A 22,514-nucleotide genomic window follows, 5' to 3' on the forward strand; every position below is an offset into this window, starting at 1 on the left:
CTTTGCCCTTCCCGGCCCCCCGCTTCACCCAGCCATGACCGGCACCCCGGCTTCTTACGACAGCGTGGCTCGCTACGACACCTTGATTCACCGGCGCCAGACCCGCAGCGTGCGGGTGGGAGATATCTGGATCGGCAGCGATCACCCGGTGGCGGTGCAGTCGATGATCAACGAGGACACCCTCGATATTGAGGGTGCCACCGCTGGCATCCGGAGGCTGCACGAAGTCGGTTGCGAAATCGTGCGACTTACGGTGCCTTCCCTGGCCCACGCCAATGCGGTAAAAGAAATTCGCCAGCGGCTTGAAGACACCTACCAGCCGGTGCCATTAGTGGCCGACGTGCACCACAACGGCATGAAGATTGCCCTGGAGGTTGCCCAGCACGTCGACAAGGTGCGGATCAACCCGGGTCTGTTCGTGTTTGATAAGCCCGACCCAAATCGCACCGAATTCAGCCCCGAGGAGGTATCTGCCATCGGTGAGCGCATCGCTGAAACATTTGAACCGTTGGTTCAATTGCTCAAGCAGGAGGACAAGGCCCTGCGCATCGGTGTCAACCATGGCTCTCTGGCTGAGCGGATGTTGTTCAGCTACGGCGACACGCCCCTGGGCATGGTGGAGAGCGCCATGGAATTTATCCGCATCTGCGACCGGCTCGACTTCCACAACATCGTGGTGTCAATGAAGGCTTCGCGGGCGCCGGTGATGATGGCCGCCTACCGAATGATGGCCGACCGCATGGATGCGGAGGGCTTCCCCTACCCCCTGCATTTGGGAGTCACCGAGGCAGGCGATGGCGACTACGGGCGAATTAAAAGTACCGCCGGCATTGCGCCCTTGCTGGCTGAGGGCCTAGGCGACACGATCCGGGTGTCACTCACTGAGGCCCCCGAGAAGGAAATTCCTGTTTGCTACTCGATCTTGCAATCCTTGGGGCTGCGCAAGACGATGGTGGAATACGTGGCCTGCCCCAGTTGCGGCCGCACCCTGTTCAACCTGGAGGAGGTGCTGCATCAGGTGCGCAACGCCACCGCCCATCTCACTGGCCTCGATATCGCCGTGATGGGTTGCATCGTTAATGGGCCGGGCGAAATGGCCGACGCCGACTACGGCTATGTGGGTAAAACCCCCGGCACCATTTCTCTGTACCGGGGCCGCGACGAGATCCGGCGGGTGCCGGAGGCCGAGGGAGTGGCAGCCCTGATCGCCCTGATCAAGGAGGACGGTCGCTGGGTTGATCCCTGAGCGCCTGCTCACTTCCGGTAACCCGCCCCGTTTGGGGTTGGATAACGGCGCTAGCTTGATAAGACGTTTCCCGGGCCCTGACGGCTCTTCCAGATGGCCAGCCCCCGCGCCAGCATGCTTGTGCTGGCTGGCATAGGCGCTTGTGCGGCCACGGCGGTGGTGGCTAGGGAAGTGGTGACCCCTCCCGGGGGCTCATCTCGCATCAGCGACAGCCCCAAGGAAGTAATCGACCAGACCTGGCAGATCGTCTTCCGCGACTATCTGGATATCAACGGCAAGTACAAGCCAGAGCAATGGCGCAGCCTGCGGCGTGACGTGCTCGCCAAGAGTTACGGCAGCTCTAAGGAGGCCTATGAAGCGATCCGGGGCATGCTCGGCAGCCTCGATGACCCCTACACCCGTTTTCTCGATCCACGGGAATTCAAGGAGATGCAGATCGACACCTCCGGAGAACTCTCCGGGGTGGGAATCCAGCTGAGCCTGGATAAGGAAACAAAAAATCTGGTGGTGGTTTCACCGATTGAAGGTTCGCCCGCTTCGCGAGCTGGCGTTCAGCCCAAGGATGTGATTGTGGCGATCGACGGCAAGTCGACCAAGGGCATGAGCACCGAGGATGCCGTCAAGCTGATCCGTGGTCAGGCCGGCACCAAGGTGACCCTCACCCTCAAGCGCAAGGCTCAGACCCTGGAGTTGCCCCTTACTCGGGAGAGCATCGAACTCCATGCCGTTGACCACCAGATCAACACCAGTGCTGATGGCGTCAAGGTGGGTTATATCCGCCTCAAGCAATTCAATGCCACCGCCACCAAGGACATGCGCCAGGCGGTGAAGGACCTAGAAGAAAAGGGGGCCCAAGGTTATGTGCTCGATCTGCGCAGCAACCCAGGCGGCCTGCTGATGGCAAGCGTGGAGATTGCCCGCCAGTGGCTAAACGAAGGCACGATCGTTTCCACCAAAACCCGTGACGGCATCCGGGATGTCAAGCGCGCAAACGGCCGTGCCCTCACCACCAAGCCCATGGTGGTGCTGGTCAATGAGGGTTCAGCTAGCGCCAGTGAAATTCTCTCCGGCGCCCTGCAGGACAACAACCGGGCGGTGCTGGTGGGCCAGAAAACCTTCGGCAAGGGATTGGTGCAGTCGGTGCGGGGGCTATCCGATGGCTCAGGGATGACTGTGACCATCGCCAAATACCTCACCCCCAGTGGCCGCGACATCCACAAGCACGGCATCGACCCTGATGTGACGGCAAAAATGACTGAGCTCGAGGCCCAGCGCCTCAAGCTCGAGGATCTCGGCACCAAGAAGGACAGCCAATACCGGGTGGCGGAATCCACGCTGGTGAAACGACTTCGCAATGCAAATAGCGTGGAGAAGGCCTACAACCCACGCAGCGCCAATGTGCCGGCGGCTTTGGCCCCTCAGGACTCCAGCGCGCCATAGGCGCTGTAGCGCCTGCGAATTTCCAGATGAATCCCCGGTTCGGGCTGCCAGCAAAGGGCTACTTCTTCTGGCACCCCAGACTGCCGGCGATCCGCCGTTTGGAGGGTTACGCCTAAAGCTGCCGGCAGGCTCCAGATCAAGCCAGCGCTAGTGGGGGCCGGGCTAGCTAGGGCCTGGAGCGGCGCGGGAGGTAATGGTTCCTCCATCCCTGGCCTCGCCTCGCTTACAACCACCAGCGATTCGAGCCGTTCGCTGCCATGGCGAATCACGGCGCGGCGGCGGCGCTCTCCCCACACCAAGCAGAGCTCGCTCACCCAGGGCCAGGCACCGATGCGATCGGGGCCCAGGCTCCAGTGCCCCTCTGGGCTGATTTGCATTTCTGCGGGAGGCTCAGCAAAATCCATTGAGCGCACCTGGCCACTGCAGACATTGGTCAAGGCCGCCACTACTTTGCCGTCCTGGTCTTGCACTGAGAGCTGGCTTTTGAAGCGCTCCTGCTCCCGGCCACGGCCATCACAGCGAATGAAGCAGCCATGCCAATCGCCAGAGTTGTGGGAGAGCAAGGTTTCACGCCGCATCTGGGCAGTAAGCGGCGAGAATGGCGTATTCATATAGAAATTTGGTGGCTGTGCCGCTTGATTCGCCCCCACCTCAAATGATCGACCCTGCATCTATTTGGGAGATCAAGCCATGGTGGTGCCAGCCCTGGAGCATCTTGCTCACCGGTGCAGTTGTGGTGGCAGGAAGCTGGTTGCTAATTCAGCGTTGGTGGATCACCGCGCCAGTAGTCATAGGGGTGCTGGCTTGGTGGCTGCTTTTTCTGGTTGTGGTGCCAGCTGGCTATCAGGCCGAACTCCGGGCTGCTGAACAACCTGAAAAGCCTTGAAATCCGCTTGACTTCAAGTGACTAACTAGGTGAAGTCAGGCGACCGGCTGCATCAGTCCACCGCCTGGGCCGGAATCGTCGTCATCGTTGTTGTTGCCGGGACCCGGTTGAAGCAGGGCATACATGCCGATCGCCAGGAGGCTCACCACTCCAGAAACGAGGCTGAACCCGCCCCCTAAGCCCGAACCTGCTCCGATCACTTCGCCCATGGATCGCCGTTACACAACTTCTCATGAATGTAACGGATTTTTGCGGGACCCGGTCGGATTAAGGGGCCTTGGGCCTTAGAGCAGCTCGCTTGCGGCGCCTACACCGCCAGCACCTCTTCATTGCGGGCCTTGAGCTGCTCGCGCCGCTGGGCTTCGGTGAGGCCATCGCTGCCTGGGATCTGCTCCGCCATTTGGTTGAGCCAGCCCATCAGCTCCTCGAGCTGCTTCTCAGCAGGCAGCACCCCCAGGCCCCGGGCCAGCACCTTGGCAGTGGCGCCCGATCCGGGCTGAAACACCAGGCGGCCATGGAGGTGCTGGGGCAGGCCTTGGCGCAGTAGGCGGAAGGCGGGCTCCTCCATGGGGGTTTCCAGGGCGATGTTGGGTTTTTCCGGCTTGATGCGGGAGAAGCCGCAGCGCTTGGCCACCAGCTTCAGCTCCATCAGCTGCAACAGCGAGATCACCGGCGCCGGAATGGCGCCATAGCGATCCACCCAGCCGGTGGCCAACTCCAGCAACTCCTCCTTGCCGCCGCACTCGGCGGCGGCCCGGTAGGCGGCGATCTTCTCGTCGTTTTCCGTGATCCAATCGCCTGGGATGAAGGCGGTCACAGGCAGGTCGATCTGGGTGTCTTCCACCACTGGGATGTCCTGGCCTTGGATTTCAGCCAGCGACTCCTGCAGCATCTCCATATAAAGGTCGAAGCCGATGGTTTCCATCTGGCCGCTCTGCTCCACCCCCAGCAGGTTGCCGACGCCACGGATTTCCATATCGCGCATAGCCAGCTGGTAGCCGGATCCCAGCTGGGCGAATTCCTGAATCGCCCGCAGCCGTTGCCGTGCCGCTTCGCTCAGGGAGGCATTGCCGGGATAAAACAGCCAGGCATGGGCCTGGATACCGCTGCGGCCCACCCGGCCCCGCAGCTGATAAAGCTGGGCCAGGCCGAACTTGTGGGCGTCCTCGATCAGGATCGTGTTCACCCGGGGGATGTCGAGGCCGCTCTCCACGATCGTGGTGCAGAGCATCAGGTCTGCTTCGCCGGCGTTGAAGGCCACCATGGCGCTCTCCAGCTCGCCTTCGGCCATCTGGCCGTGGGCGACCAGCAGCCGCAGGCCCGGGATCATTAGCCGCAGGCCGGAGGCCACGTCTTCGATACCCTCCACCCTCGGCACCACGTAAAAGATCTGACCGCCGCGGTCGAGCTCCTGGCGGATTGCGCTGCGCACCGCCTCCTCGTCGAGGGCGGCCAGGTGGGTCTTGATTGGCCGGCGCAGCGGCGGTGGTGTGGTGATCAGGCTCATCTCCCGCACACCGGAAAGGCTCATGTAGAGGGTGCGGGGGATCGGCGTGGCTGAAAGGGTCAGCACGTCTACGTCTTTTCTCAGCGCCTTGATCTTTTCTTTCTGGTTGACGCCAAAGCGCTGCTCCTCATCCACCACCAGCAGACCCAGCTGCTTGAAGCCAGTGCTTTTGGACAGCAGCTGGTGGGTGCCCACCACCACATCGACCGTGCCTTCGCCCAATCCTTCCAGGATTGTTTTGCGTTCGGCGGTGGTGCGAAAGCGGTTTAGCAGGCTCACCTTCATCGGGTAGGGCGCAAAGCGCTCCGAAAGGGAGCGCCAGTGCTGCTGCGCCAGCACCGTGGTGGGGGCCAGCATCGCCACCTGTTTGCCCGCCGTGACGGCCTTGAAGATGGCCCGGATCGCCACCTCGGTTTTGCCGAAGCCCACGTCGCCGCACACCAGCCGGTCCATCGGCTGGGGCTGCTCCATATCCCGCTTGACATCGGCGATGGCCTTCACCTGGTCGGGGGTGGGCTCGTAGGGGAAGGAGTCTTCGAGTTCGATCTGCCAGGGGCCGTCGGCGGGGAAGGCGAAGCCCGGTGCCTGGTGGCGCTCGGCGTAGAGCTTGACCAGATCCACCGCCACCTTGCGCACGGCCTTTTTGGCGCGCTCCTTGGCCTTGGCCCAGGCCGTGCCGCCCATGCGGTTGAGGTCTGGAGGCGCATCGGTGCTGGCGCGGTACCGGCCGAGGCTGCCCAGCTGGTCGGCGGCAACCCGCAATAGGCCGTCGGCGTATTGCACCACCAGGTAGTCGCGGGATTCGCCGCCGATCGCCAGCTTTTCCAGCTTCAGAAACTTGCCGACGCCGTGGTTGCGATGCACCACGAAATCGCCCGGCTGCATCTTGCCCGGATCCACGGTGCGGCTGACGGCCTTGCGGCGCCGGCGTACGTAGCCGCTGGCGGCCAGGGCGTGCTGGCCAAAAAACTCCCGGTCGGTGATCAGCACCAGCCGCCAGGCCGGCAGCTGCAGCCCTTCGAGCTCGGCGGTGCCCTTGGTTTTCAGGGCCACCGGCGTGGCCTGCTCCACCAGTCGGTCGATGGCCGGAAAGTCGGCCGGATTGGGCACGAAGCGGGTTATGCAGTCGTGTTCCTCCAGCAGGGCTACCGCCCGCGAGGGCTGGGCCGATAGCAGCCAGACCGTGGCTTTCTCGGCCACAAAGCCCTTCACCAGGCCGGCCAGCTTGCCGAAGGCGTTGGGGTAGGCCGGCACCGAGCGGGAGGCCAGGTCAAAGCTGTTGGGGTGCTGGTCGGTTTCGTGCAGCTCGGCCAGATCGAAACCCGCAAACACCTCCGCCTGCTCCAGGGCGTCTGCCGCGGGGCGATGCAGGAGCGGCGGCAGGATGGATAGCGCCGCGCTGGCTTCTAGTTCCAGCTCCTTCACCACGTCGGCGTAGTGGTCGCAGGCATGGTCAAACCACTGCTGGCCATGGGAGAGGCAGTGGCGCCGCTCATCGATGGCGATCAGGGTGTGGGCCGGCAAATAATCCAGTAGGGAGGCCGGCTGCTGCCAGGCCAGGCCCATCAGCCGCCGCATGCCCTCCGGGGTGCCCCCTTCGAGTAGCTGCTCGAGGGCCTCAGGACTGAGCATTTGCTCGAGCCCATCGGGCATCGACTCGCGCAGGGCATCGGCGATCAGGGGGCCGTAGCCGGTGGGTGTGAGTCGCACCACCTCGATGGCGTCTAGGGAGCGCTGGGAGGCGGGATCGAATTCCCGCAGTTTCTCCAGTTCTTCGCCAAACAGCTCCAGCCGCACGGGCAGCTCGGCACTCACCGGAAACACATCAATGATGTCGCCGCGCCGGCTCCAGCTGCCCTCCTGCTCGATGGTGGGCACCCGTTCGTAGCCCAGCCGGCTGAGGGTGGTGGCGAGCTGTTCAAGGTCGATCGTGTCGCCCTTACGCAGGCTCAGGCATTGATCCCGCAGGGTTTCGGGAGGCGGCAGGTGCGGCTGCAGGGCCCTTTCCGTTGCCACGATTGCCAGGCGGCGGGGGGCATCCAGCAGTTCGCTGAGCACCTGCAACTGGCCCCAGGTGATTTCGCTGGTGGGGTCAAAGGGCTCGTAGGGGCTGCCCTCGCTGGTGGGGTAGAGCTGGCAGCTGTTCCACCCCATCAGCTCCAGCAGCGCTGCCCAGCGGCCCGCTTCCTCCAGGGTCGGAACCAGAACAAGCAAGGGCGCCTCGGCAGCCCCGGCCAGGGCGCTGCTCACCAGGGCCCGCGCACTGCGCCCCGCCCCACTGAGCCGCAGGCGGTCGGCCCGCTGCAGACGCAGCAAAACCTCGCCGGTGAGGGGCACCTGCTGCAGCTGGCGCACCAGGGCGGTGAGGGGCATGGGGTCAGGGAATCTCAGAAGGCTCCGATCTTCGCAACTGGTACCAGAGTGGTGTTGGTTGCCACCAACTTCTGCTTCGACTTCACTGTCTGTCCAAGACCAACAGCCTGTCCAACACCAACAGCCTGCGCAAGGCGCCAGCCGTGTTGGCGCTGGGCGGCTTGCTGGCTTTGTTGGGGGCTTGCTTGGCAAGCGAGCCTGCGCGCCCAACGGCCCAGGCGGCAGGTCTGCTGCCTGAACAGGAGGCGGCTTTGCTGCAGCGACTGGCTATAGCTGATCGTCAGTGGCTGCCGCGGGCTGAAACCCTTCCCAGTGGGGCGGTGCGTTACCACTACCGCCTCCGGGCCAACGAACCCAGGCTGTCTGTGGCGGAGCTGCGGGCCCTGATCGCCAACCCGCCTAGCTTTGGGGCCGAGCGCCTGGCGATAGGTGAGCTGCTCATGGTGCTGGCCAAAGCCGGGGTGCGTCTGGAGCTGGGTCAGCCCCGCAAGCCTGGGGCGGCGGGGGAATGGGACCCGGCAGCTCGCACCCTGCGCATTCAGCCCCGGGTGGTGGCTAAGGGCAGTGTGGAGTTTGCCCGGGTGCTCAACCATGAGGCGATTCACGTTGCCCAGAGCTGCAGTAATCGGGGATTGCGTTCCCGCCCCCGGCCCCTGGGTCTGCCCTCGGCCTTGCCCGATCACCTAAGTCGTGTGCTCAATGAATCCGTCTACAGCCAGGCATCGGAGCAGGAGCGGCAACTGGAGCGGGAGGCCTATGCCAATCAAACCCGCTTGGGCTTGGGGGCCCAGTTGGTACGCCGCCATTGCTAAATCGAGCGTCGTCTCTTTCAAGGTGACGTCCCTGGCGCATCATTACGGGCGAGCCACTCACTTTCCAGCAACATATTAAATTGCAGTAGTTGGCTGTCGCTGAGTAGTTGGCGGCTGGCTAAATCAAAATGCTTCTCAAGGAAGGCACGACCCTGGCCCGGATCCCACTGCAACTGGCTAAGCAGCTCCTCACACTGGCTGAGCAGCTCCTTGCGTCGTAGGGGGGGTGGGGCGCTGGCGGGTTCGCTGCCATCGGCAAAGCCTTCTAGGGCCTGTAGGTAGGCCAGCAGGTCCCCATAGCTGGTGAGGCGGTTGCGGTTGGGGTGGCCGAATACCCGCTCGAGATAGACGGCCTCCTGCTCGCGATTCCAGCCGAGCCGTTGCAGCTGTAAATCCAGTCGGGCCAACTCGCTGCTCCAATCCTCCGGGTCGGCCGGCGGTTCTTCGATCGCCTGGGCCGGCGGGGGGCTGGGCGCCGCTGGGCGCTCGGCTTGGGGTTTGGGCTGAACCTGGGGGGGCGCACTACTTATCCGGACGGGCGTGGGTGCGCTCGCAGTGGGGGGCGCGGCCACTGGAAGGTGTTCACCCAGGCGTTGGCGGGCTCGGTCTTCTGCAGCCTCGGCGGTCGCTGCTTCGCCCAGTGCTGCGTCGATTACCTGGCCAGCACGGCTTATTTGCACCAGCACCACTCTGCTGCCTGGTTCGGCATGGAGCAGCTGGACGTTTAACTGCAGTTCGCCTAACGGATGCTCCAACCCAGCTTTCTAGAGTGGATCCCATCTTGACCCGCTGCAGCCCGTGGAAGCGGAGTCGATCCAATCCCTCACCCCCCTGCTGAACCAGGCAGACCAGTGGCGTGAGGTGCTGTTGTTGCTGCCCCTGTTGGTGGCCTTAGAGGCGGTGCTCTCCGCCGACAACGCCATTGCCCTGGCGGCGATCGCCCGGGGTCTGGAGGATCCGGCCCGTCAGCGCCAGGCCCTCAACCTCGGCCTGGCCTTGGCCCTGGTGTTTCGGCTTGGTTTGATCGTGGCTGCCCGCTGGGTGCTCAATTTCTGGCCGCTGCAACTGGCGGCGGCGGCCTATTTGCTGTGGCTTTGCGGGCGCCACCTGCTGCTGGTGTGGTCTGAGCCCGAAGAGGGGGCCGGCGCGGCCGGTGCTGCTGATGGTGCAGCCACTGCAGGAGCCAAGCCCGGCTCGCTGCACCACGCCGGGCTTGGATCAATTGTGGCCACCCTGGCCCTTACCGATCTGGCTTTTTCGCTTGACAGCGTTGCCGCAGCGGTGGCGGTGAGTGATCGGCTGTGGCTGGTGATGGCCGGTGGGGTGATCGGCGTTATCGCCCTGCGACTCACCGCAGAGCTGTTTATTCGTTGGCTTGAGGTCTACAAGCATTTGGAAACGGCCGGCTACCTGGCGGTCGGTCTGGTGGGTATGAAGCTGCTGCTGCGCCTGGGCCTGCCCCAGGTGGTGCCGCCGGAGTGGCTGCTGCTGCTGCTGGTGGCTGCCTTGTTTACTTGGGGCTTTTCGGTGCGCCTGCCTCTGGCGCCGAAACCGCTGGAGCCATGAGGGTGGAGCTGCGCCAGATCGGCAGCGATCGCCTGCTTGATTGGCTTGAGGTGCCAGAGCTGGCTGAGGTGCCCCATCCGGGCCGTTGGCTTGAGGCTGGCGGCCGCAGTTTTTTGGTGCTGCAGCGGCGCCACCGCTATCAATTGCGCAATGGGTGCTACGAACTTGCCAGTGTGGCTCTGCAGGTGAAGCCCCAGCGCCAGCCCACCGATGCCCGCTGGTGGCAAAACCAGTGGGTGATCGGGAACCCCGATTGCCGTTTCAACGCCCGCAGCCCGCTGCTGCGCTGTGCCGTGCTTCCCGATGGCCCATGCGAGCGCTGCAGCCACTTCGCCGGTCCCTAGGGTGGGGGATCATGCAACACCTGCAATCCGTCAGCCCTCTCCACGATCCGGCACAGAGGTTGCCGATTCCAGTCCGGCGGCGGTGGACGCTGCGGCGCTAAGCAGCGATGCTCCCGAGTTGCTCGACTTTGCATCGTTTGGGCTGGGTGAGCCGATCTTGAAGGCGGTAACCGAAAAGGGTTACACCAAGCCCTCACCGATTCAGGGCCAGTGCATCCCGGCGGTGCTGGCGGGTCACGACGTGATGGCGGCGGCCCAGACCGGCACGGGCAAGACCGCCGGTTTCACCCTGCCGATGCTGGAGCGGCTGCGCCACGGCCCCCCCGCCCGCGCCGGCATTGTGCGCTCCCTGGTGCTCACCCCCACCCGCGAGCTGGCTGCCCAAGTTGGAGAAAGCGTGCGGGCCTACGGCCGCTACCTCGATCTGCGCAGCGACGTGGTGTTCGGCGGGGTCAAGGTGAATCCCCAGATCTCCAGGTTGCAGCGCGGCACTGACGTGCTGGTAGCCACCCCGGGCCGGCTGATGGACCTTTATCAGCAGAAAGCCCTGCGGCTCGACCGGGTCGAGATCCTGGTGCTCGATGAGGCCGACCGGATGCTGGATATGGGCTTCATCCGCGATATCCAGAAAATCCTGGCCCTGCTGCCGCCCAAGCGTCAAAACCTTCTTTTCTCAGCCACCTTCTCTGGGGATATTCGCCGCCTTGCCACCGGCCTGCTGCACAACCCCGTGCAGCTCCAGGCCACTCCCGAAAACCGCACCGCTCCCACGGTGGAGCACCTGCTCCATCCCTGCGACATGGATCGCAAGGGTGATCTGCTCAGCCACTTGATCAGCAGCAACAACTGGCAGCAGGTGCTGGTGTTTTCACGCACCAAGCACGGCGCCAACCGCATGGCCGAGCGACTCACCCGCGAGGGGATGTCGGCTTCGGCTATCCATGGCAACAAGAGTCAGGGAGCTCGCACGCGGGCCTTGGCCGACTTCAAGGCTGGTTCGTTGCGGGTGCTGGTGGCAACAGACCTGGCTGCCCGCGGCATTGACATTCACCAGCTGCCCCACGTGGTCAACCTGGACCTGCCGAACCAGGCGGAGGACTACGTACACCGGATCGGCCGCACCGGCCGGGCCGGCCACAACGGCCACGCAATTTCCCTGGTGGCAGCTGAGGAAAGTGAGCTACTGCGGGCCATTGAGCGCATGATCGGCACCCGTCTGCCGCGGCAGGAGGTGCCCGGTTTTGAGCCCAAGGTGCTCTCTGCTCCACCCCTGGATCTCAGCGGTGGTCGGGGTAAGGGCAGGGGCGGTGGTCCTCGCCGGGGTGGACCCCCAGCCGGACCCTCCCGCAGCGGCAGCGACGGGGGCCGCCGGGGTCGCTACAGCTCTGGGCGTTGATCAAAGCCCTAACGGCAGCAATCGACACACCGGCTAAGGGTTGTCTCCGCTCGGATAGGGACGTTGATGAATGCCCCTATGCCCTACGAGCCCGGATCCCCTGAATGCCGAGTCCTGATCGACTGCAAGGTTCAGATTGAGTCGATGCTGCTGGCCCTGGGGCGCATCGACAACAGCCAGCACATCCGCGACCAGCTGTTGTCTGTGCACAACCAACTTGAGGGGCTGCACGCCATCCACCGCAAGGCAGTTGCCGCTCCCCTGGCTGCGGGCGAGCCTTGAGGATCAACCAGCCGCCTGGGCAGCAACGAGCCCGCTATTCAGCCGCCCCATTTCAAAACCTTGACAGGTGGCATAGGCGCTGGCCAGGGTTGCAACCCGGCGGCGCCTGTGGGGCTGTTGCTCGTGGCTGACCACGTAGCGGCCTGTCGTTTCCCTGTAGATCAGACAACCATTGCCGGTTTCACCGACGTAGGACAGTTCGTTTCCCATGGTTCCCGAGCAAGGTCTCCTTCCTCTCTAGCTGCGGTTACTGGCGCCGAAAAGTGAGGGAGCCCTAACAACACAGAACTTAAGTTATGTCTAAGCGACCCCAAGCTGATCACCTGCGCTGCAGCCCAGTTGTTGCAGCAAGCTCTGGCCTTGGGCAGGTGACTTGCCCTCCAGTTGGGCTGCTCTTACCAGCAATGGGCAGCCAGCAGTGCCAACCACCAGGCCCGCGTCGGCAGCAAGCGCCAGCAAGGTTCCGGGTGCCGCTGCTGCCGACAACGATCCCTTCGACAACACTCCTGGCTCCGCTAATAAGTAGCGGGCTTCTGGGCTCACTTGAGAAGCGAGCCTGGCGACCAGAGGTTCGGTGGCTAGAAGTTTCAGCCGCTTGCCCTGCCACTGGGTGACGGCGCCGGGGTACAGGCCCATCACCCGACGATGAATTTCCAGAGCCGACTGGTTCCAGTCGACTAACAAGTCGTCTTTGGTGAGCATCCGGGCGTAGCTGAGGCCCATTTCTCCCTGGACACGAGCCCCGAGCCGGGCTAGCCGTTCGGCTTCTGGTCCCGTTCCGGCGGTTTCGATGCGCGGCAGCGCCTCCACCAGCAGCTCGGCGCTGAGCTGGGCGAGCCGCTGCCCCAGCTGCTGGGCGTTCTCCAGCAGGCCAATGGAGATAGAGCGCTCCAGCAGCACCGGCCCGGTATCGAGGCCCTCCTCCATGGCCATAATCCCGACGCCGGTGCTGCTGTCGCCCTGCAGTAGGCACCACTGGATCGGTCCGGCGCCACGCCAGCGGGGCAGTAGGGAGCCGTGGGCGTTCCAGCAGCCCAGGGGGGGCTGGGCCAGCACCTCTGGCGGCAGGATCTGGCCAAATGCCACCACAACGGACACATCGGCGCGGAGGGCGCCAAGCCTGGCCTGGAGCTCGGGCTCGCGGCGGATCCGCTCCGGCGTGAATATCGGCAGGCCTAGCTCCAGGGCGCGTGCCTTGACAGGACTTGGCAGTAAGTCCTTGCCCCGCCCCCGCCGCCGATCTGGCTGGGTAACCACCCCCACCAGCTCGTGCCCTGCTTCCACCAGCGCATCAAGGCTGGGCACCGCGTAGGCGGGGGTGCCCCAAAACAGGATCTTCAAGGACAGATGATCAGGCCTCGCCAGTGATCGAGAGCCCTTCCACCCAGACATAAGGGCAGAGACCATCTGGGGTGATCTTGGCCAGGCCTTCAAAGCCGACGACCGCCTTCATCACGGTGCGGATGTCGCCGGCGACGGTGGCGGCTTCGATCGAGCGGCTGACCCCACCCTCAACTAACCAGCCGTCAAAAGGCAAGGAGAAAGAGCCCTGGCTGGCTTTAACTCCAGCATGCAGGGCCGATAGGGAGTCGATCACCACAACGGGGCCGGAATGGTTTAAGCGATCTAGACCCTGCTGGCCGCCGCCACTGCCAGGGGTAGCCCCAATCTCGAACCAATCGGCCCCCACCGACACCTTTGCTCCCATGCCGGCATGGCCGGTGGGCGCCACCCCAAATGCTCGGGCCGTGGCCTCCGAGTGCAGGAAGTTTTTCAGCATGCCGCCAGCCACTAGGTCTAGGGGCGCGGTGGGGGTGCCCTCGCCATCGAAGGCAGAGGCGCCCACATTGCCGGGGTGCAGGCCGTTATCGCGGATGCTCAAAAAGGTCACGGCCACGCAGTCGCCAAGTGAGTCGCGGTGGCTGAGGCTCACCCCATCGAGCACGGCCCGGGCATTGAAGAGGCTGCTGAAGGCCCCGATCAGGTCGAGGAAGGCTTCCGGGCTGAAAACACAGGTGTAGTAGCCGGTTTCGATCGGTGCGTAGTCAAGGTGGGCGATCGTGCGCTCGGCGGCCTCTTCGATGCAGCCGGCGATGTCGAGTTCGGTGGCGCCGTAGGCCAAGCGCACGGCACCGGAACTGCGTGGTTTGCGACCGGCTTCCTCTGCCCTGGCGTAGAGGTAGAGGCTGGCGGTGGTTAGGGTCTGGTGGCGGCAGGCCCCTTCGCTATTGAGATAAAGGCGCTCGCTGCTGCGCTGGGCCAGGCCGTTGTATGGAACTGTGCCGATGGCTATGTGGCGATCAAGCAGTTGCCGTTCGGCCTGTTTGAGGGTGTCCAGCAGGCTGAGGATCGGCTGGGGTTGATGCAGCGGTTGATCTAGTGGGGCCAGGGGTGCGGTGGCCAGGGGCGAGAACGCCGGTGTTTCCTCCGCATTGCCAAAGGCGCTGGCGTCGCGGGCGCCGCTCAGGGCCCTGGCCAGGCCGGAATCGCTGAGGTCTGAGGTGCTGGTAATGCCAACTAGGCCGTCGCCGTTCCACACCCGCAAGGTGATGGCGCTGCGTTGGGCACCTTTCATCTGTTTGGCTTCGCCGCGGTCTACCTGCACGGAGGTGTCGGTGCTGCAGGAGGCGCCAAGATCCCATTGCTGGATGCCGGCGCCTTGGGCGAGTTGTTGGAGCCGGCCGCTGAGGGCCTCGGCGTTCAGGGTCTGGATGGTGGGCTGGGTCATGGTCAGCGTCCTCCCACGGTGATCGAATCCACCTTGATGTGGGGCTGGCCGACGGTTACGAAGATGCTGCCGCTCACGGAGCCACAGAAGCCCGCGGCTAGTTCCAGGTCGTTGGCGCACATCGAAATGCGCGGCATCACCTCCTTGGCTTCGCCAATCAGGGTGGCCCCCTTCACCGGTTTGGTGAGCTGGCCGTTTTCAATCAAGTAGCCCTCCTCCACGGCGAAGTTGAACTGGCCGGTGGGGCCGACGCTGCCGCCGCCCATCGATTTGCAATAAAGCCCCTTGTCGACCGATCCGATCAGCTGCTCGGGGGTGTGGGGGCCGGCGGCGATGAAGGTGTTGCGCATGCGGCTGGCGGCAGCAAAGGTATGGCCCTGGCGCCGGCCGCTGCCGGTGCGGCTGTGGCCGGTGCGCAGCTCGCCGGCTCGATCGCTGAGAAATCGCTTGAGAACGCCGTTTTCGATCAGCACGGTGCGCTGGGGCTCCATGCCTTCGTCGTCCATGGAAAGGGAGCCGAAGGCGCCGTCGCTGAGGCCTTCGTCGATGGCCGTGACGGCCTCGTGGGCAATGGATTGGCCAACCATCTCAGCAAAGGGGGTGGTGCCCCGCTCCACCTGGGTGGTTTCCAGCAGATGGCCGCAGGCCTCATGAAAAATCACGCCGCCGAAGCGGTTGGCCAGCACCGCTGGCATCTGACCGGCTTCGACGTAATCGGCGTAGAGCATGGTGCCCACACTCGAACACACCTCCTGGGCGGCGGCGTCCGCGTCCCATTGGCGCAGGTCATCGGGGCGATCGGAGGTGCCGTAGCGGCGGCCGAGGCCGGCGCGGTGGTCGCCGTCGGCGGCAAGCACGTTTAAACCGAGGGACTGGTGCAGGCGGATATCGCGGGCAAAGGTGCCATCACTGGCAGCAACCAGCACCGACTGCCAGTCGCGGGAGTAGCTGCCGCGCCTGGCCTGTAGGTGGCTGCCGTGGTGCTCGAGGCGGCAAGTGCCCTCCAGCAGCTTCAAGGTGGCTTCAGCCAGGGAGGGGCAGCTATCAAGCCAGTCCAGCTTGGCGGCGGCGAAATCGCGCATCACCTGCAGACCTTCGAAGGGGCTGGAGTTGCTGCTGCTGTGGCTCAATCCGAGCATGCCGAGGGCTTGCTCAAGGGCCTGCATCAGGCCGCGTTCACTCAGGTCGTTGGTGCTAACGAAGCCATCGCGGTCGCCCAGGAACACCCGAATACCAGCGCCCATGCCGAAGGCAGGACTGACGCTGGTGATGGTGTCCTGCTCAGCCAAGACGCCGAGGTGGTCGGTGCGCTCTAAGAAAATCTCAACTAAATCGGCACCTGCTGCCCTGCCGCTCGCCAGTAAGGCCTCCAGCCGCAGCATCCAGCTTTGATCAAATGCATCTGCCGCTACCACTGCCGACTGGGCTGCAGCCGACTGGAGAACAACCGGTTTGGAGGCAACCAAAAGAACTCAGCGAAGGAATGATGTAACTGCAGGCCAGGCAAAGGCAGGCCAGGCCTATCAAAAAATGCTCGGCGAATCAGGAATAATTCAGCGCACTGAGGGCTGGAATTGCTCGCTGCGGATAGCAGGGGTGAAATAAAGCTTGGCCATTTCTGCGCCATTGGCGATCCAATAAGGCAGTTTGCGCAAAACTTTTATTGCTCCAGGAGCACCGCTTGCGTCGGCCTCGCTGAGCTTGGCGTTGTTGCTAACCAGACGCTCTAGGCGGATGTAGAACTTGGGATGGTCAACATTCAGCACCACGGGGAACACTCTGGCGGAAGTCTCATTGGTTTTAGCAATCACGACCTTGTCGTATTCGCGAGCGTCGAGGCCCAGGGCTTCGTAGAACTCTTTGCGAGAAACATCTCGGACATACATGGTGGCAAACACTGCCAGCAGGAAGAAGCGGCACCAAAGCCTGGCGGTGAAGCCGCGCACGGTGTCTGGCTGAGCCTTCATCAAGGCATCAAAGAAATCGCCGTGGCGGTTCTCGTCTTGGCACCAATTCTCGAAGAAGTTAAAAATAGGGAAGATCTTGCTTTCTGGATTTTGCTCTAGGTGGCGATAGATGGCGATGTAGCGCCAGTAGCCAATCTTCTCGCTCAAGTAGGTAGCGTAGAAGATGAATTTAGGCTTGAAGAAGGTATACGACTTGCTGGCGGTCAAGAAGCCCAAGTCCAGTTGCAGCCCAAAATCTCCCATGGCTTTATTGAGGAAGCCGGCATGGCGGGCCTCATCGCGCGCCATGTGGGCAAAGCACTCGGCAAGTAGCGGATTTTTGGTTTTGATGCGGCGGCTGAGCTCCTTGTAGAGCAGGAAGCCAGAAAATTCAGAGGTGCAGCTCTGCTCAAGAAACTCAACGAAAACCCTCCGGGTATCAGGATCTAGCTTCTCGGCTGCCCCCTCAAACTCGCCGTTGCGCACGAAGTGGTGGCGGTTGTAATCCTTGCGGAACTCCTCGCATATGGCCTCAAGCTCCACCTCATTTGGCCGCAGATCCATCGCCGCAATGGCGTCGAAATCTGTGGTGTAGAAGCGGGGCGTCAGGATCGTGTCTTTGGCCGGATCTTTGACGGCTGGTGCACCGGGCGAGCCCACAGAGGCTTGACTGGGGCTGGTGGTAGCGCTGGCAGTTGCGGCTGGAGGCACCATCGAGGCTTGCGGCTTACGGCAGTTCCTGCATCGTAGAGGGCGTGGCAGTCAGTTCGGGCCGAGCCATTTCTGACCGTTGAGCCGCTGCACCAGCCGCGATACCAGCAGCGCCAGGCTCATCTTCTTCTCGTCGATCAGAAACGACTCCAGCAGGCTTGGCTGGCCGCCTGCCTCTGCCAAAGCCACCGTTTTGGCTGAACTGATATCTGGTTTGGTGAAGCACAGCCAGAAGCGACGCCGACCCGGCAGCTCCCCTTGAATCATCCAGCACTCCGACCCCACCACGGGCATGGCTCCTTGCACAAAGGCCAGTTCGGCAGCAGCTCCTCCGTAGCCCTGGATCTCTTTGGCCAGGGCCGGGATCAGTAGCTGGGGCACAAAGATCTCAAACGGCTGGTCTTCCACTGCAGGCGGTTTGGCCTTTGCGGGTTGATCTTTGGCAGCTGGCTGGGCGGATTCGCTCACCGTTGCAGGCCCCTTTCGGCATCGTCCTTGGACTTTACGCAGGTTGCCAGGCGATGGGTTGCCCGGCAGCTAGCTCACCAGTCGTCACTGCTGGGGATGTCCCAGCCATCACCCACGGCAGCGGCCTGGGCCACCACCGGTTCGCCTGCCGAAGCTGGATTGCTGCCTTTGCGAATCACCCGAAATTGCACGGCAACGGTTGGGGCTGGTTCGCCAGGGGATCTCTGCGGCCCGGCTGCGGCTCGAGGGGCTGGCCTTGCTGGCTCGCTTTGGTTTTGCTGCTGCGGCTGCCTCCAGTTCTCCTCGGGGGCACTGGCGCCGCCGCGCACTTGACGGCGCAGGGTGAGCGGCCCAGTGCGCAGGGCTAGGGCGGCTCCGGCGGCGCTCAGCCCGGCTCCCGCGCTGGCGGCCAGGGCTATCCAGGCTCCGATTGGCAGGGCCGGGCTGGTCCAAACCAGCAGGCGCAGGGCCGCATTGGGTCGGGGGTTTAGGGCGCCTACCAGCAGCACCAGCAGCAGGGGAGCCAGCAGGGGGAGCAGCAGCAGGCGTTGCAGCAGGGCCAATGGATCGACTGGGGTGAGGAGGGCGGCCTAGGGGGAAGTAGTCCCGGCGGCTGGTGCCCCAGGGGATCCTGGCTGGTGCGGCGGCCCCTGCCAACGGCGCAGGTTGCCGAGCTCGTAGCCGAGCACGTCAAAGACGCGGATCACCAGAAAATCCACCATGTCTTCGATCGATTGGGGTTGGTGATACCAGGCAGGCACCGGCGGGGCGATGCGGGCACCAGCCTCGGCCAAGGCCGTGAGGTTGCGGAGGTGCACCAGGCTCCAGGGGGTTTCCCTCGGGCAGATCACAAGGGGGCGCCCCTCCTTGAGGTGAACATCGGCGGCCCGCTCCACGAGATCCAGGGCTACCCCAGAAGCGATGCGCCCCACGGTTCCCATGGAGGCCGGCAGGATCACCATACCGCGGGTTTTGAAGCTGCCACTGGCAATGCCAGCGGCCTGGTCGTTCCAGCGGTGGCAGCGCAGCTGCCCTGTGCTGACAGCGGTGCGTTCTCGCCAAAAGGCTTCCTGGGCATCAGGTTCTGAGGGCACCCTCAGTCCCAGTTCGGCCTGCCAGACGCCAATGGCTCCTCGCGAGGTGACCAGCTCCACCGCTTCTCCGGCCTCCAGCAGCAATTGCAGGGCCCGCTGGGCGAGGGGCTGGGCCGAGGCGCCAGAAACGGCCAGCACCACCGGCCCCTTTCCGGAGCTGGTTCCGGATGGCCGAACCATGGCTCAGACCTCGCTCAGCACCGCGATGGGCGCGAAGGGGTCGATCTCGTCATGGTCCTGGTTTTGGTACTGGTTTTGGTCCTGGTTTTGGGGATAGGAGTCGGCCGTCTCGCTCTCGTAGCCCTCGGGCAGCACCACGGCCAGGTCGATCTGGTGGCGCAGGGCATCCACCTTCTGGATCTCCACCTGCACCTGGTCACCCAGCATGTATGTGCGACGGTTTTTGCGTCCCACCAGCCGGTTTTGGCGGGAGCGGTACTCGTACCAGTCGTCCTTGAGGGAGCTGACGTGCACCAGGCCTTCCACCTGGGAAGGGGGCACCTCCACGAAGAAGCCGTAGCTCTGCACACCGCTGATTACCCCAGGAAGCACCTGCCCCACTAAGGGCTCGGCTTGGCGGGCCTGCAGCATGGCCAGCAGGTCGGCCTGTAGTTCAGATAAAAAGCGGCGCCGGCCATTGAGACGCTGCACCAGCCCATGCTCCTGCACTTCCAGGTAGGGAGTGAGCTGGCTAGGGGCCAGCAGCGGCCAGTCGATGGCGCCGTGGCAGGCATCCGATGCCAGATCGACGGTGGTTTTGTGGCGCACACTGGGGCGGTCCTTGCCCTCGGTGAGCAGCAGCACCAGCAGTTGCTGGTTCCAGAGGTCGGCGTAGTGCAGGGTTGGGCAGCACCAGGGGGCTAGGGCCGCCCCCTCTTCCAGCAGGCCGGCCAGGGCATGGGGGCCGGGGCTGGTGCTGAGCTGGATCGGTTTGAGGATGGCCTGCAGTTGCTGCTGCAGGGCCCGGCTGCGGTCGGTGCCAGCGAAGGCGGCGGCCAATTCGGCCGCACTTGCATTGCCCTCTTCGCTCAGCTCCAGCGGGATGTCGAGGGCCAGGGCCGCCCGGGCAACGTCGTTGAGGTCGCTGGGGTCCGCCAGGGCATTGGTGGCATATATCGCCGGCAGTGCCAAGGTCGCGAGGTGCTGGCCTAGGGCCTGATCGGCCAGCAGAACCGCTTCGCGCATCAGGGCCAAGGGGTGGTGGGGCTCCAGGCTTACAAGCCAGCCAGCTAGGGCGCTGTCGGGGCCGGGCACAGCCAGATCTCCCAGGCTGTCGATGGCGGGCAGGGGCAGGTTGAGGTCGAGGGATCCAGCCGCTTGCCGCCGTTGGCGCAGCAGGCCAGTGACAGCGATGAGCTGCTCCAGCAGGCCCAGCTGCTCCTTCAGCCCCTTGAGTGCCGCTGGCACGGTGCGGCTCTTGGGTTTGCGCTCCGCCAGGGCGTTTAGTGCTTCCAAACCGACTGCCGCCACGGGATTGATCTGGCTGCGGCTGAAGCGGTAGTGCTCAAGGCTGCCGTCAGCGCCCAGCTCCAGGGCCACCGACAGGGCTGCCTGCACCTCGCCCACCTTGAAGGCACTGGCCTTGGCCAGGGCTGGACTCAGCAGCGGTAGCCACTGGTTTCCGGTGCAGTAAGCGTCAGCCTGGTTGCGAAGCCAGGTGTCGAGGGTGCTGCCGGCGCTGAAGCGCTCTGCGATGGCCGGGGTGTGCACCCACAGGGTCCAGCCGCCGTCGCGCTCCTCAATGCCCAGGGCTGGCAGAGCGGGGGCCTCCTTGCCGCTCCATGGTTCAAGCAGCAGGGTGGCTTGGGCCGTGAGGTCGATGCGCTCCTTGGCGGCCAAGGTTTTGAGGGTTGCCCGTGGTGGCTGGGGGCGGCTGTGGAGCCGGTGCTTGGTCAGCAGCAGGTCTAGGTCGGCTGCTTCCCCCCCGTTGACAGGCAGGCTGCGCGCCACGTGACCCTGAGGGGCAAATTGCCCCACCGGATAGCGGTCCACCAGCACTTCCACCACCGATGCCTGTTCGCCATCGAGATGGGCGGCGTCGCCAGCCGGCAGCTCCACCGCCGTTAGCAGGCGGTCGTCTAGGGGGGTGGCCACCAGACGCTCATCCTGCTGCTCGACCTGGGCCAGCAGCGAGGTGGTGTGGCGCTCAAGAACGCACTGCACCCCGCCCTCGGGTGAGCGGCGACGGCCGCCTTCGCGGGTCACCTTGACCAGCACTCGGTCGCCATTCCAGGCGTGGTTGAGCTGGTGATCGCGGATGTAGATGTCTTCGCCGCCGTCTTCGCGCAGGGCAAAGCAAAAGCCTTTGCTGGAGCAACGCAGCCGTGCTGCGATCAGTTCAGGGTCTTCGCGGCGGGCGACTCCGTCCTCACTGACCTCCAGCAGGCCAAGGCGGCTGAGCCCGTCGAGGCCGATCTGAAGCTGCTGCTTTTCAGCTTTTTGGCTGATGCCCAGGGCTTTTTCCAGCTTTGTCAGCGGCAGGGCTTCCTGGGCGGGCAGCTGGTCGAGCAGGTCGGCGACCGTGAACTTCATCGAGGGGAGGGCTGGTTGGCAGGGGGCCGCCCCGGGGAACCCGGGGTGCAGGGGCGGTGGCTGGACTGAAGCCGGTTGATGGCGGACTGGACTCGGAGCGATGCCCACGGCCGCCAAGGCCTTCATTTACTGATATTAATCAGCTGACGATTCTTCGGCTTCCGGGCTGCTCGATCGCTGGATCAGGCGTGCGCCGATCACCAGAAAGCCAACCGAGGCTGCCAGCTGCAGGGCATTGGTGGGGATCACGGCGGATAGGGAGCCGCCGGCGGCTGCGCCCAGCAGGCTGGCCAGTACCAGGGCAGCGGAACTGCCGGCAAACACCGCTCCAGGGCGGGTTGAGGTGCCACTGATGGTCACGATGGCCAGCTGGGTTTTGTCTCCCAGCTCAGCCAAAAACACTGTGGCGAAGGTGGAAGCGAGCAGGGCGAAGGGCATGGCGTAGCGCTGCGGTTAGGAGAGGGGAAGGTCGGAGGGGCTGGGAACCAGGCCCAATACGGCTTGCCGGCCCAGCCACAGGCCCAGGGCCACCATCAGGATTCCCGCCAGGCGCTCCAACTGCTGTGGCGGCATCACCTTGGCCAGCCAGCGGCCCAGTAACACCCCCACCAGGCTGGAGCTAATCAGGGCCAGGGAGGCGCCAACAAACACGACAACTGGCCTGCCTGATTGGGCAGAGAGCAGGAGGGCGGCGAGCTGGGTCTTGTCCCCAAGCTCTGCCAGGAAGACCGTGGTGAAGGTGGTCAGGAAGGCGGCACCCCAACTGCCTGCCCGGTTGGCGCTTGGATCGGGTTCGCTGCTCATAAACGCTTCCGTATGGCACGCCTAAAGCGTTTCATTACCCTGCCACGGCCTCCGTATTCACTGCGGATCTGCTGCAGGCAGCAGCCAATAGCCAGGCGGTCGCCGGCGCCTGGATCATCAACCGTGCCAAACAGCTGCACCAGGTTGGCCACGTTGCAGAAGTCAGGCCGGTCCGCATAGATGCGGCAACTACGCGCGCCGGTGTTGAAGTTGATGCACCAGCCATCGGGGCCAACCATGGCCAGATACTGCTCCTGCTGCTCTGGGCTAAGCGCCTCGATTGCTTCCTGACGCAGACTGGGATCCAGCCGGCAGCAGGCTCCGCAGCCGCTGATGCATCCCCAATGGGCCCGATCGTCCCTGGCCATCCCCCTGCAGC

General features: G+C 64.1%; 24 protein-coding genes. 8 read left to right on the forward strand and 16 right to left on the reverse strand.

The window, feature by feature from the left end:
• Window positions 1-34 precede the first annotated feature (34 nt).
• On the forward strand, window positions 35-1,246 hold the full coding sequence (ispG, locus tag C7K55_RS01095; protein WP_106501550.1) for a (E)-4-hydroxy-3-methylbut-2-enyl-diphosphate synthase: 1,212 nt from the start codon (window positions 35-37) through the stop codon (window positions 1,244-1,246).
• Window positions 1,247-1,339: 93 nt separating this feature from the next.
• The gene (locus C7K55_RS01100) at window positions 1,340-2,686 is read left to right on the forward strand and encodes a S41 family peptidase (protein ID WP_106501551.1); all 1,347 of its coding nucleotides are present in this window, start codon (window positions 1,340-1,342) and stop codon (window positions 2,684-2,686) included.
• Here C7K55_RS01100 and C7K55_RS01105 read toward each other — a convergent pair.
• On the reverse strand, window positions 2,665-3,264 hold the full coding sequence (locus C7K55_RS01105) for a DUF3598 family protein (RefSeq protein WP_161956099.1): 600 nt from the start codon (window positions 3,262-3,264) through the stop codon (window positions 2,665-2,667). The two genes, C7K55_RS01100 and C7K55_RS01105, sit on opposite strands and share 22 nt — an antisense overlap.
• Before the next feature lie 77 nt (window positions 3,265-3,341).
• On the opposite strand from C7K55_RS01105, the gene C7K55_RS01110 reads away from it, so the two are divergent.
• Entirely contained in the window at window positions 3,342-3,572 is a 231-nt protein-coding gene (locus C7K55_RS01110) for a DUF6737 family protein (RefSeq protein ID WP_106501553.1), read from the forward strand.
• 35 nt (window positions 3,573-3,607) lie between these two features.
• On the opposite strand, the gene C7K55_RS13665 is transcribed toward C7K55_RS01110, so the two are convergent.
• Both C7K55_RS13665 and mfd read right to left on the reverse strand, forming a co-directional pair.
• Window positions 3,608-3,781, reverse strand: coding sequence for a hypothetical protein (locus tag C7K55_RS13665; RefSeq protein ID WP_193486056.1), 174 nt, complete (start codon window positions 3,779-3,781; stop codon window positions 3,608-3,610).
• Window positions 3,782-3,879: 98 nt separating this feature from the next.
• Complete coding sequence (gene mfd, locus C7K55_RS01115; RefSeq protein WP_106501554.1) at window positions 3,880-7,452, reverse strand: transcription-repair coupling factor; 3,573 nt, start codon at window positions 7,450-7,452, stop codon at window positions 3,880-3,882.
• A 185-nt stretch (window positions 7,453-7,637) separates the two neighbouring features.
• On the opposite strand from mfd, the gene C7K55_RS01120 reads away from it, so the two are divergent.
• Window positions 7,638-8,264, forward strand: coding sequence for a hypothetical protein (locus C7K55_RS01120; RefSeq protein WP_127431952.1), 627 nt, complete (start codon window positions 7,638-7,640; stop codon window positions 8,262-8,264).
• Between the two features lie 17 nt (window positions 8,265-8,281).
• Here C7K55_RS01120 and C7K55_RS01125 read toward each other — a convergent pair whose 3' ends face one another.
• Window positions 8,282-9,019: a hypothetical protein gene (locus C7K55_RS01125; protein WP_241518077.1), complete on the reverse strand. Its 738-nt coding sequence runs from the start codon at window positions 9,017-9,019 to the stop codon at window positions 8,282-8,284.
• 43 nt (window positions 9,020-9,062) lie between these two features.
• Between C7K55_RS01125 and C7K55_RS01130 the strand changes: the two genes are divergently transcribed.
• The 4 genes from C7K55_RS01130 (at window position 9,063) to C7K55_RS01145 (ending at window position 11,852) form a co-directional block, all read left to right on the forward strand.
• Entirely contained in the window at window positions 9,063-9,830 is a 768-nt protein-coding gene (locus C7K55_RS01130) for a TerC family protein (protein ID WP_106501556.1), read from the forward strand.
• The gene (locus tag C7K55_RS01135) at window positions 9,827-10,174 is read left to right on the forward strand and encodes a DUF6464 family protein (protein WP_106501557.1); all 348 of its coding nucleotides are present in this window, start codon (window positions 9,827-9,829) and stop codon (window positions 10,172-10,174) included. Before C7K55_RS01130 ends, C7K55_RS01135 begins: the two co-directional genes overlap by 4 nt.
• 142 nt (window positions 10,175-10,316) lie before the next feature.
• A complete protein-coding gene (locus C7K55_RS01140) occupies window positions 10,317-11,570 on the forward strand; it encodes a DEAD/DEAH box helicase (protein ID WP_106501713.1) in 1,254 nt (417 codons plus the stop codon).
• A 66-nt stretch (window positions 11,571-11,636) separates the two neighbouring features.
• Window positions 11,637-11,852 carry a hypothetical protein gene (locus tag C7K55_RS01145; protein WP_315856769.1) on the forward strand — a complete coding sequence of 72 codons (216 nt, stop codon included), beginning with the start codon at window positions 11,637-11,639 and terminating at the stop codon, window positions 11,850-11,852.
• A 3-nt stretch (window positions 11,853-11,855) separates the two neighbouring features.
• Here C7K55_RS01145 and C7K55_RS01150 read toward each other — a convergent pair whose 3' ends face one another.
• From C7K55_RS01150 to C7K55_RS01205, 12 genes are all read right to left on the reverse strand, one after another.
• Window positions 11,856-12,062 carry a hypothetical protein gene (locus C7K55_RS01150; RefSeq protein ID WP_106501559.1) on the reverse strand — a complete coding sequence of 69 codons (207 nt, stop codon included), beginning with the start codon at window positions 12,060-12,062 and terminating at the stop codon, window positions 11,856-11,858.
• 90 nt (window positions 12,063-12,152) lie between these two features.
• Entirely contained in the window at window positions 12,153-13,193 is a 1,041-nt protein-coding gene (fmt, locus tag C7K55_RS01155; protein ID WP_106501560.1) for a methionyl-tRNA formyltransferase, read from the reverse strand.
• A 10-nt stretch (window positions 13,194-13,203) separates the two neighbouring features.
• The gene (locus C7K55_RS01160) at window positions 13,204-14,580 is read right to left on the reverse strand and encodes a TldD/PmbA family protein (RefSeq protein ID WP_106501561.1); all 1,377 of its coding nucleotides are present in this window, start codon (window positions 14,578-14,580) and stop codon (window positions 13,204-13,206) included.
• 2 nt (window positions 14,581-14,582) lie between these two features.
• The gene (locus tag C7K55_RS01165; RefSeq protein WP_106501714.1) at window positions 14,583-15,962 is read right to left on the reverse strand and encodes a TldD/PmbA family protein; all 1,380 of its coding nucleotides are present in this window, start codon (window positions 15,960-15,962) and stop codon (window positions 14,583-14,585) included.
• Between the two features lie 171 nt (window positions 15,963-16,133).
• Window positions 16,134-17,240, reverse strand: a complete 1,107-nt coding sequence (acsF, locus tag C7K55_RS01170; RefSeq protein ID WP_106501562.1) for a magnesium-protoporphyrin IX monomethyl ester (oxidative) cyclase — start codon at window positions 17,238-17,240, stop codon at window positions 16,134-16,136.
• A gap of 48 nt (window positions 17,241-17,288) precedes the next feature.
• A complete protein-coding gene (locus C7K55_RS01175) occupies window positions 17,289-17,705 on the reverse strand; it encodes a DUF2996 domain-containing protein (RefSeq protein ID WP_106501563.1) in 417 nt (138 codons plus the stop codon).
• Window positions 17,706-17,779: 74 nt separating this feature from the next.
• Window positions 17,780-18,268, reverse strand: coding sequence for a hypothetical protein (locus tag C7K55_RS01180; RefSeq protein ID WP_106501564.1), 489 nt, complete (start codon window positions 18,266-18,268; stop codon window positions 17,780-17,782).
• Between the two features lie 27 nt (window positions 18,269-18,295).
• Window positions 18,296-18,979 carry a flavin prenyltransferase UbiX gene (locus tag C7K55_RS01185; protein WP_106501565.1) on the reverse strand — a complete coding sequence of 228 codons (684 nt, stop codon included), beginning with the start codon at window positions 18,977-18,979 and terminating at the stop codon, window positions 18,296-18,298.
• Between the two features lie 3 nt (window positions 18,980-18,982).
• A complete protein-coding gene (locus C7K55_RS01190; protein WP_106501566.1) occupies window positions 18,983-21,331 on the reverse strand; it encodes an RNB domain-containing ribonuclease in 2,349 nt (782 codons plus the stop codon).
• Window positions 21,332-21,466: 135 nt separating this feature from the next.
• Complete coding sequence (locus C7K55_RS01195) at window positions 21,467-21,769, reverse strand: TMEM165/GDT1 family protein (protein WP_106501567.1); 303 nt, start codon at window positions 21,767-21,769, stop codon at window positions 21,467-21,469.
• Between the two features lie 15 nt (window positions 21,770-21,784).
• A complete protein-coding gene (locus C7K55_RS01200; protein WP_106501568.1) occupies window positions 21,785-22,135 on the reverse strand; it encodes a TMEM165/GDT1 family protein in 351 nt (116 codons plus the stop codon).
• Window positions 22,132-22,503: a YkgJ family cysteine cluster protein gene (locus tag C7K55_RS01205; RefSeq protein ID WP_106501569.1), complete on the reverse strand. Its 372-nt coding sequence runs from the start codon at window positions 22,501-22,503 to the stop codon at window positions 22,132-22,134. The genes C7K55_RS01200 and C7K55_RS01205 overlap by 4 nt, the downstream gene beginning before the upstream one ends.
• Window positions 22,504-22,514 lie beyond the last annotated feature (11 nt).

This window comes from Cyanobium usitatum str. Tous (genome assembly GCF_003011885.1).
GTDB lineage: Bacteria > Cyanobacteriota > Cyanobacteriia > PCC-6307 > Cyanobiaceae > Cyanobium_A > Cyanobium_A usitatum.

Coding starts and splice junctions, on each gene's coding strand:
- C7K55_RS01195 (WP_106501567.1), bottom strand. CDS start 21,769: ATGCCCTTCGCCCTGCTCGCTTCCACCTTCGCCACAGTGTTTTTGGCT.
- C7K55_RS01110 (WP_106501553.1), top strand. CDS start 3,342: ATGATCGACCCTGCATCTATTTGGGAGATCAAGCCATGGTGGTGCCAG.
- C7K55_RS01185 (WP_106501565.1), bottom strand. CDS start 18,979: ATGGTTCGGCCATCCGGAACCAGCTCCGGAAAGGGGCCGGTGGTGCTG.
- mfd (WP_106501554.1), bottom strand. CDS start 7,452: ATGCCCCTCACCGCCCTGGTGCGCCAGCTGCAGCAGGTGCCCCTCACC.
- C7K55_RS01105 (WP_161956099.1), bottom strand. CDS start 3,264: ATGCGGCGTGAAACCTTGCTCTCCCACAACTCTGGCGATTGGCATGGC.
- C7K55_RS01150 (WP_106501559.1), bottom strand. CDS start 12,062: ATGGGAAACGAACTGTCCTACGTCGGTGAAACCGGCAATGGTTGTCTG.
- C7K55_RS01190 (WP_106501566.1), bottom strand. CDS start 21,331: ATGAAGTTCACGGTCGCCGACCTGCTCGACCAGCTGCCCGCCCAGGAA.
- C7K55_RS01145 (WP_315856769.1), top strand. CDS start 11,637: ATGAATGCCCCTATGCCCTACGAGCCCGGATCCCCTGAATGCCGAGTC.
- acsF (WP_106501562.1), bottom strand. CDS start 17,240: ATGGTGCCTCCAGCCGCAACTGCCAGCGCTACCACCAGCCCCAGTCAA.
- C7K55_RS01135 (WP_106501557.1), top strand. CDS start 9,827: ATGAGGGTGGAGCTGCGCCAGATCGGCAGCGATCGCCTGCTTGATTGG.
- C7K55_RS13665 (WP_193486056.1), bottom strand. CDS start 3,781: ATGGGCGAAGTGATCGGAGCAGGTTCGGGCTTAGGGGGCGGGTTCAGC.
- C7K55_RS01200 (WP_106501568.1), bottom strand. CDS start 22,135: ATGAGCAGCGAACCCGATCCAAGCGCCAACCGGGCAGGCAGTTGGGGT.
- ispG (WP_106501550.1), top strand. CDS start 35: ATGACCGGCACCCCGGCTTCTTACGACAGCGTGGCTCGCTACGACACC.
- C7K55_RS01205 (WP_106501569.1), bottom strand. CDS start 22,503: ATGGCCAGGGACGATCGGGCCCATTGGGGATGCATCAGCGGCTGCGGA.
- C7K55_RS01165 (WP_106501714.1), bottom strand. CDS start 15,962: ATGCTGCGGCTGGAGGCCTTACTGGCGAGCGGCAGGGCAGCAGGTGCC.
- C7K55_RS01100 (WP_106501551.1), top strand. CDS start 1,340: ATGGCCAGCCCCCGCGCCAGCATGCTTGTGCTGGCTGGCATAGGCGCT.
- C7K55_RS01160 (WP_106501561.1), bottom strand. CDS start 14,580: ATGACCCAGCCCACCATCCAGACCCTGAACGCCGAGGCCCTCAGCGGC.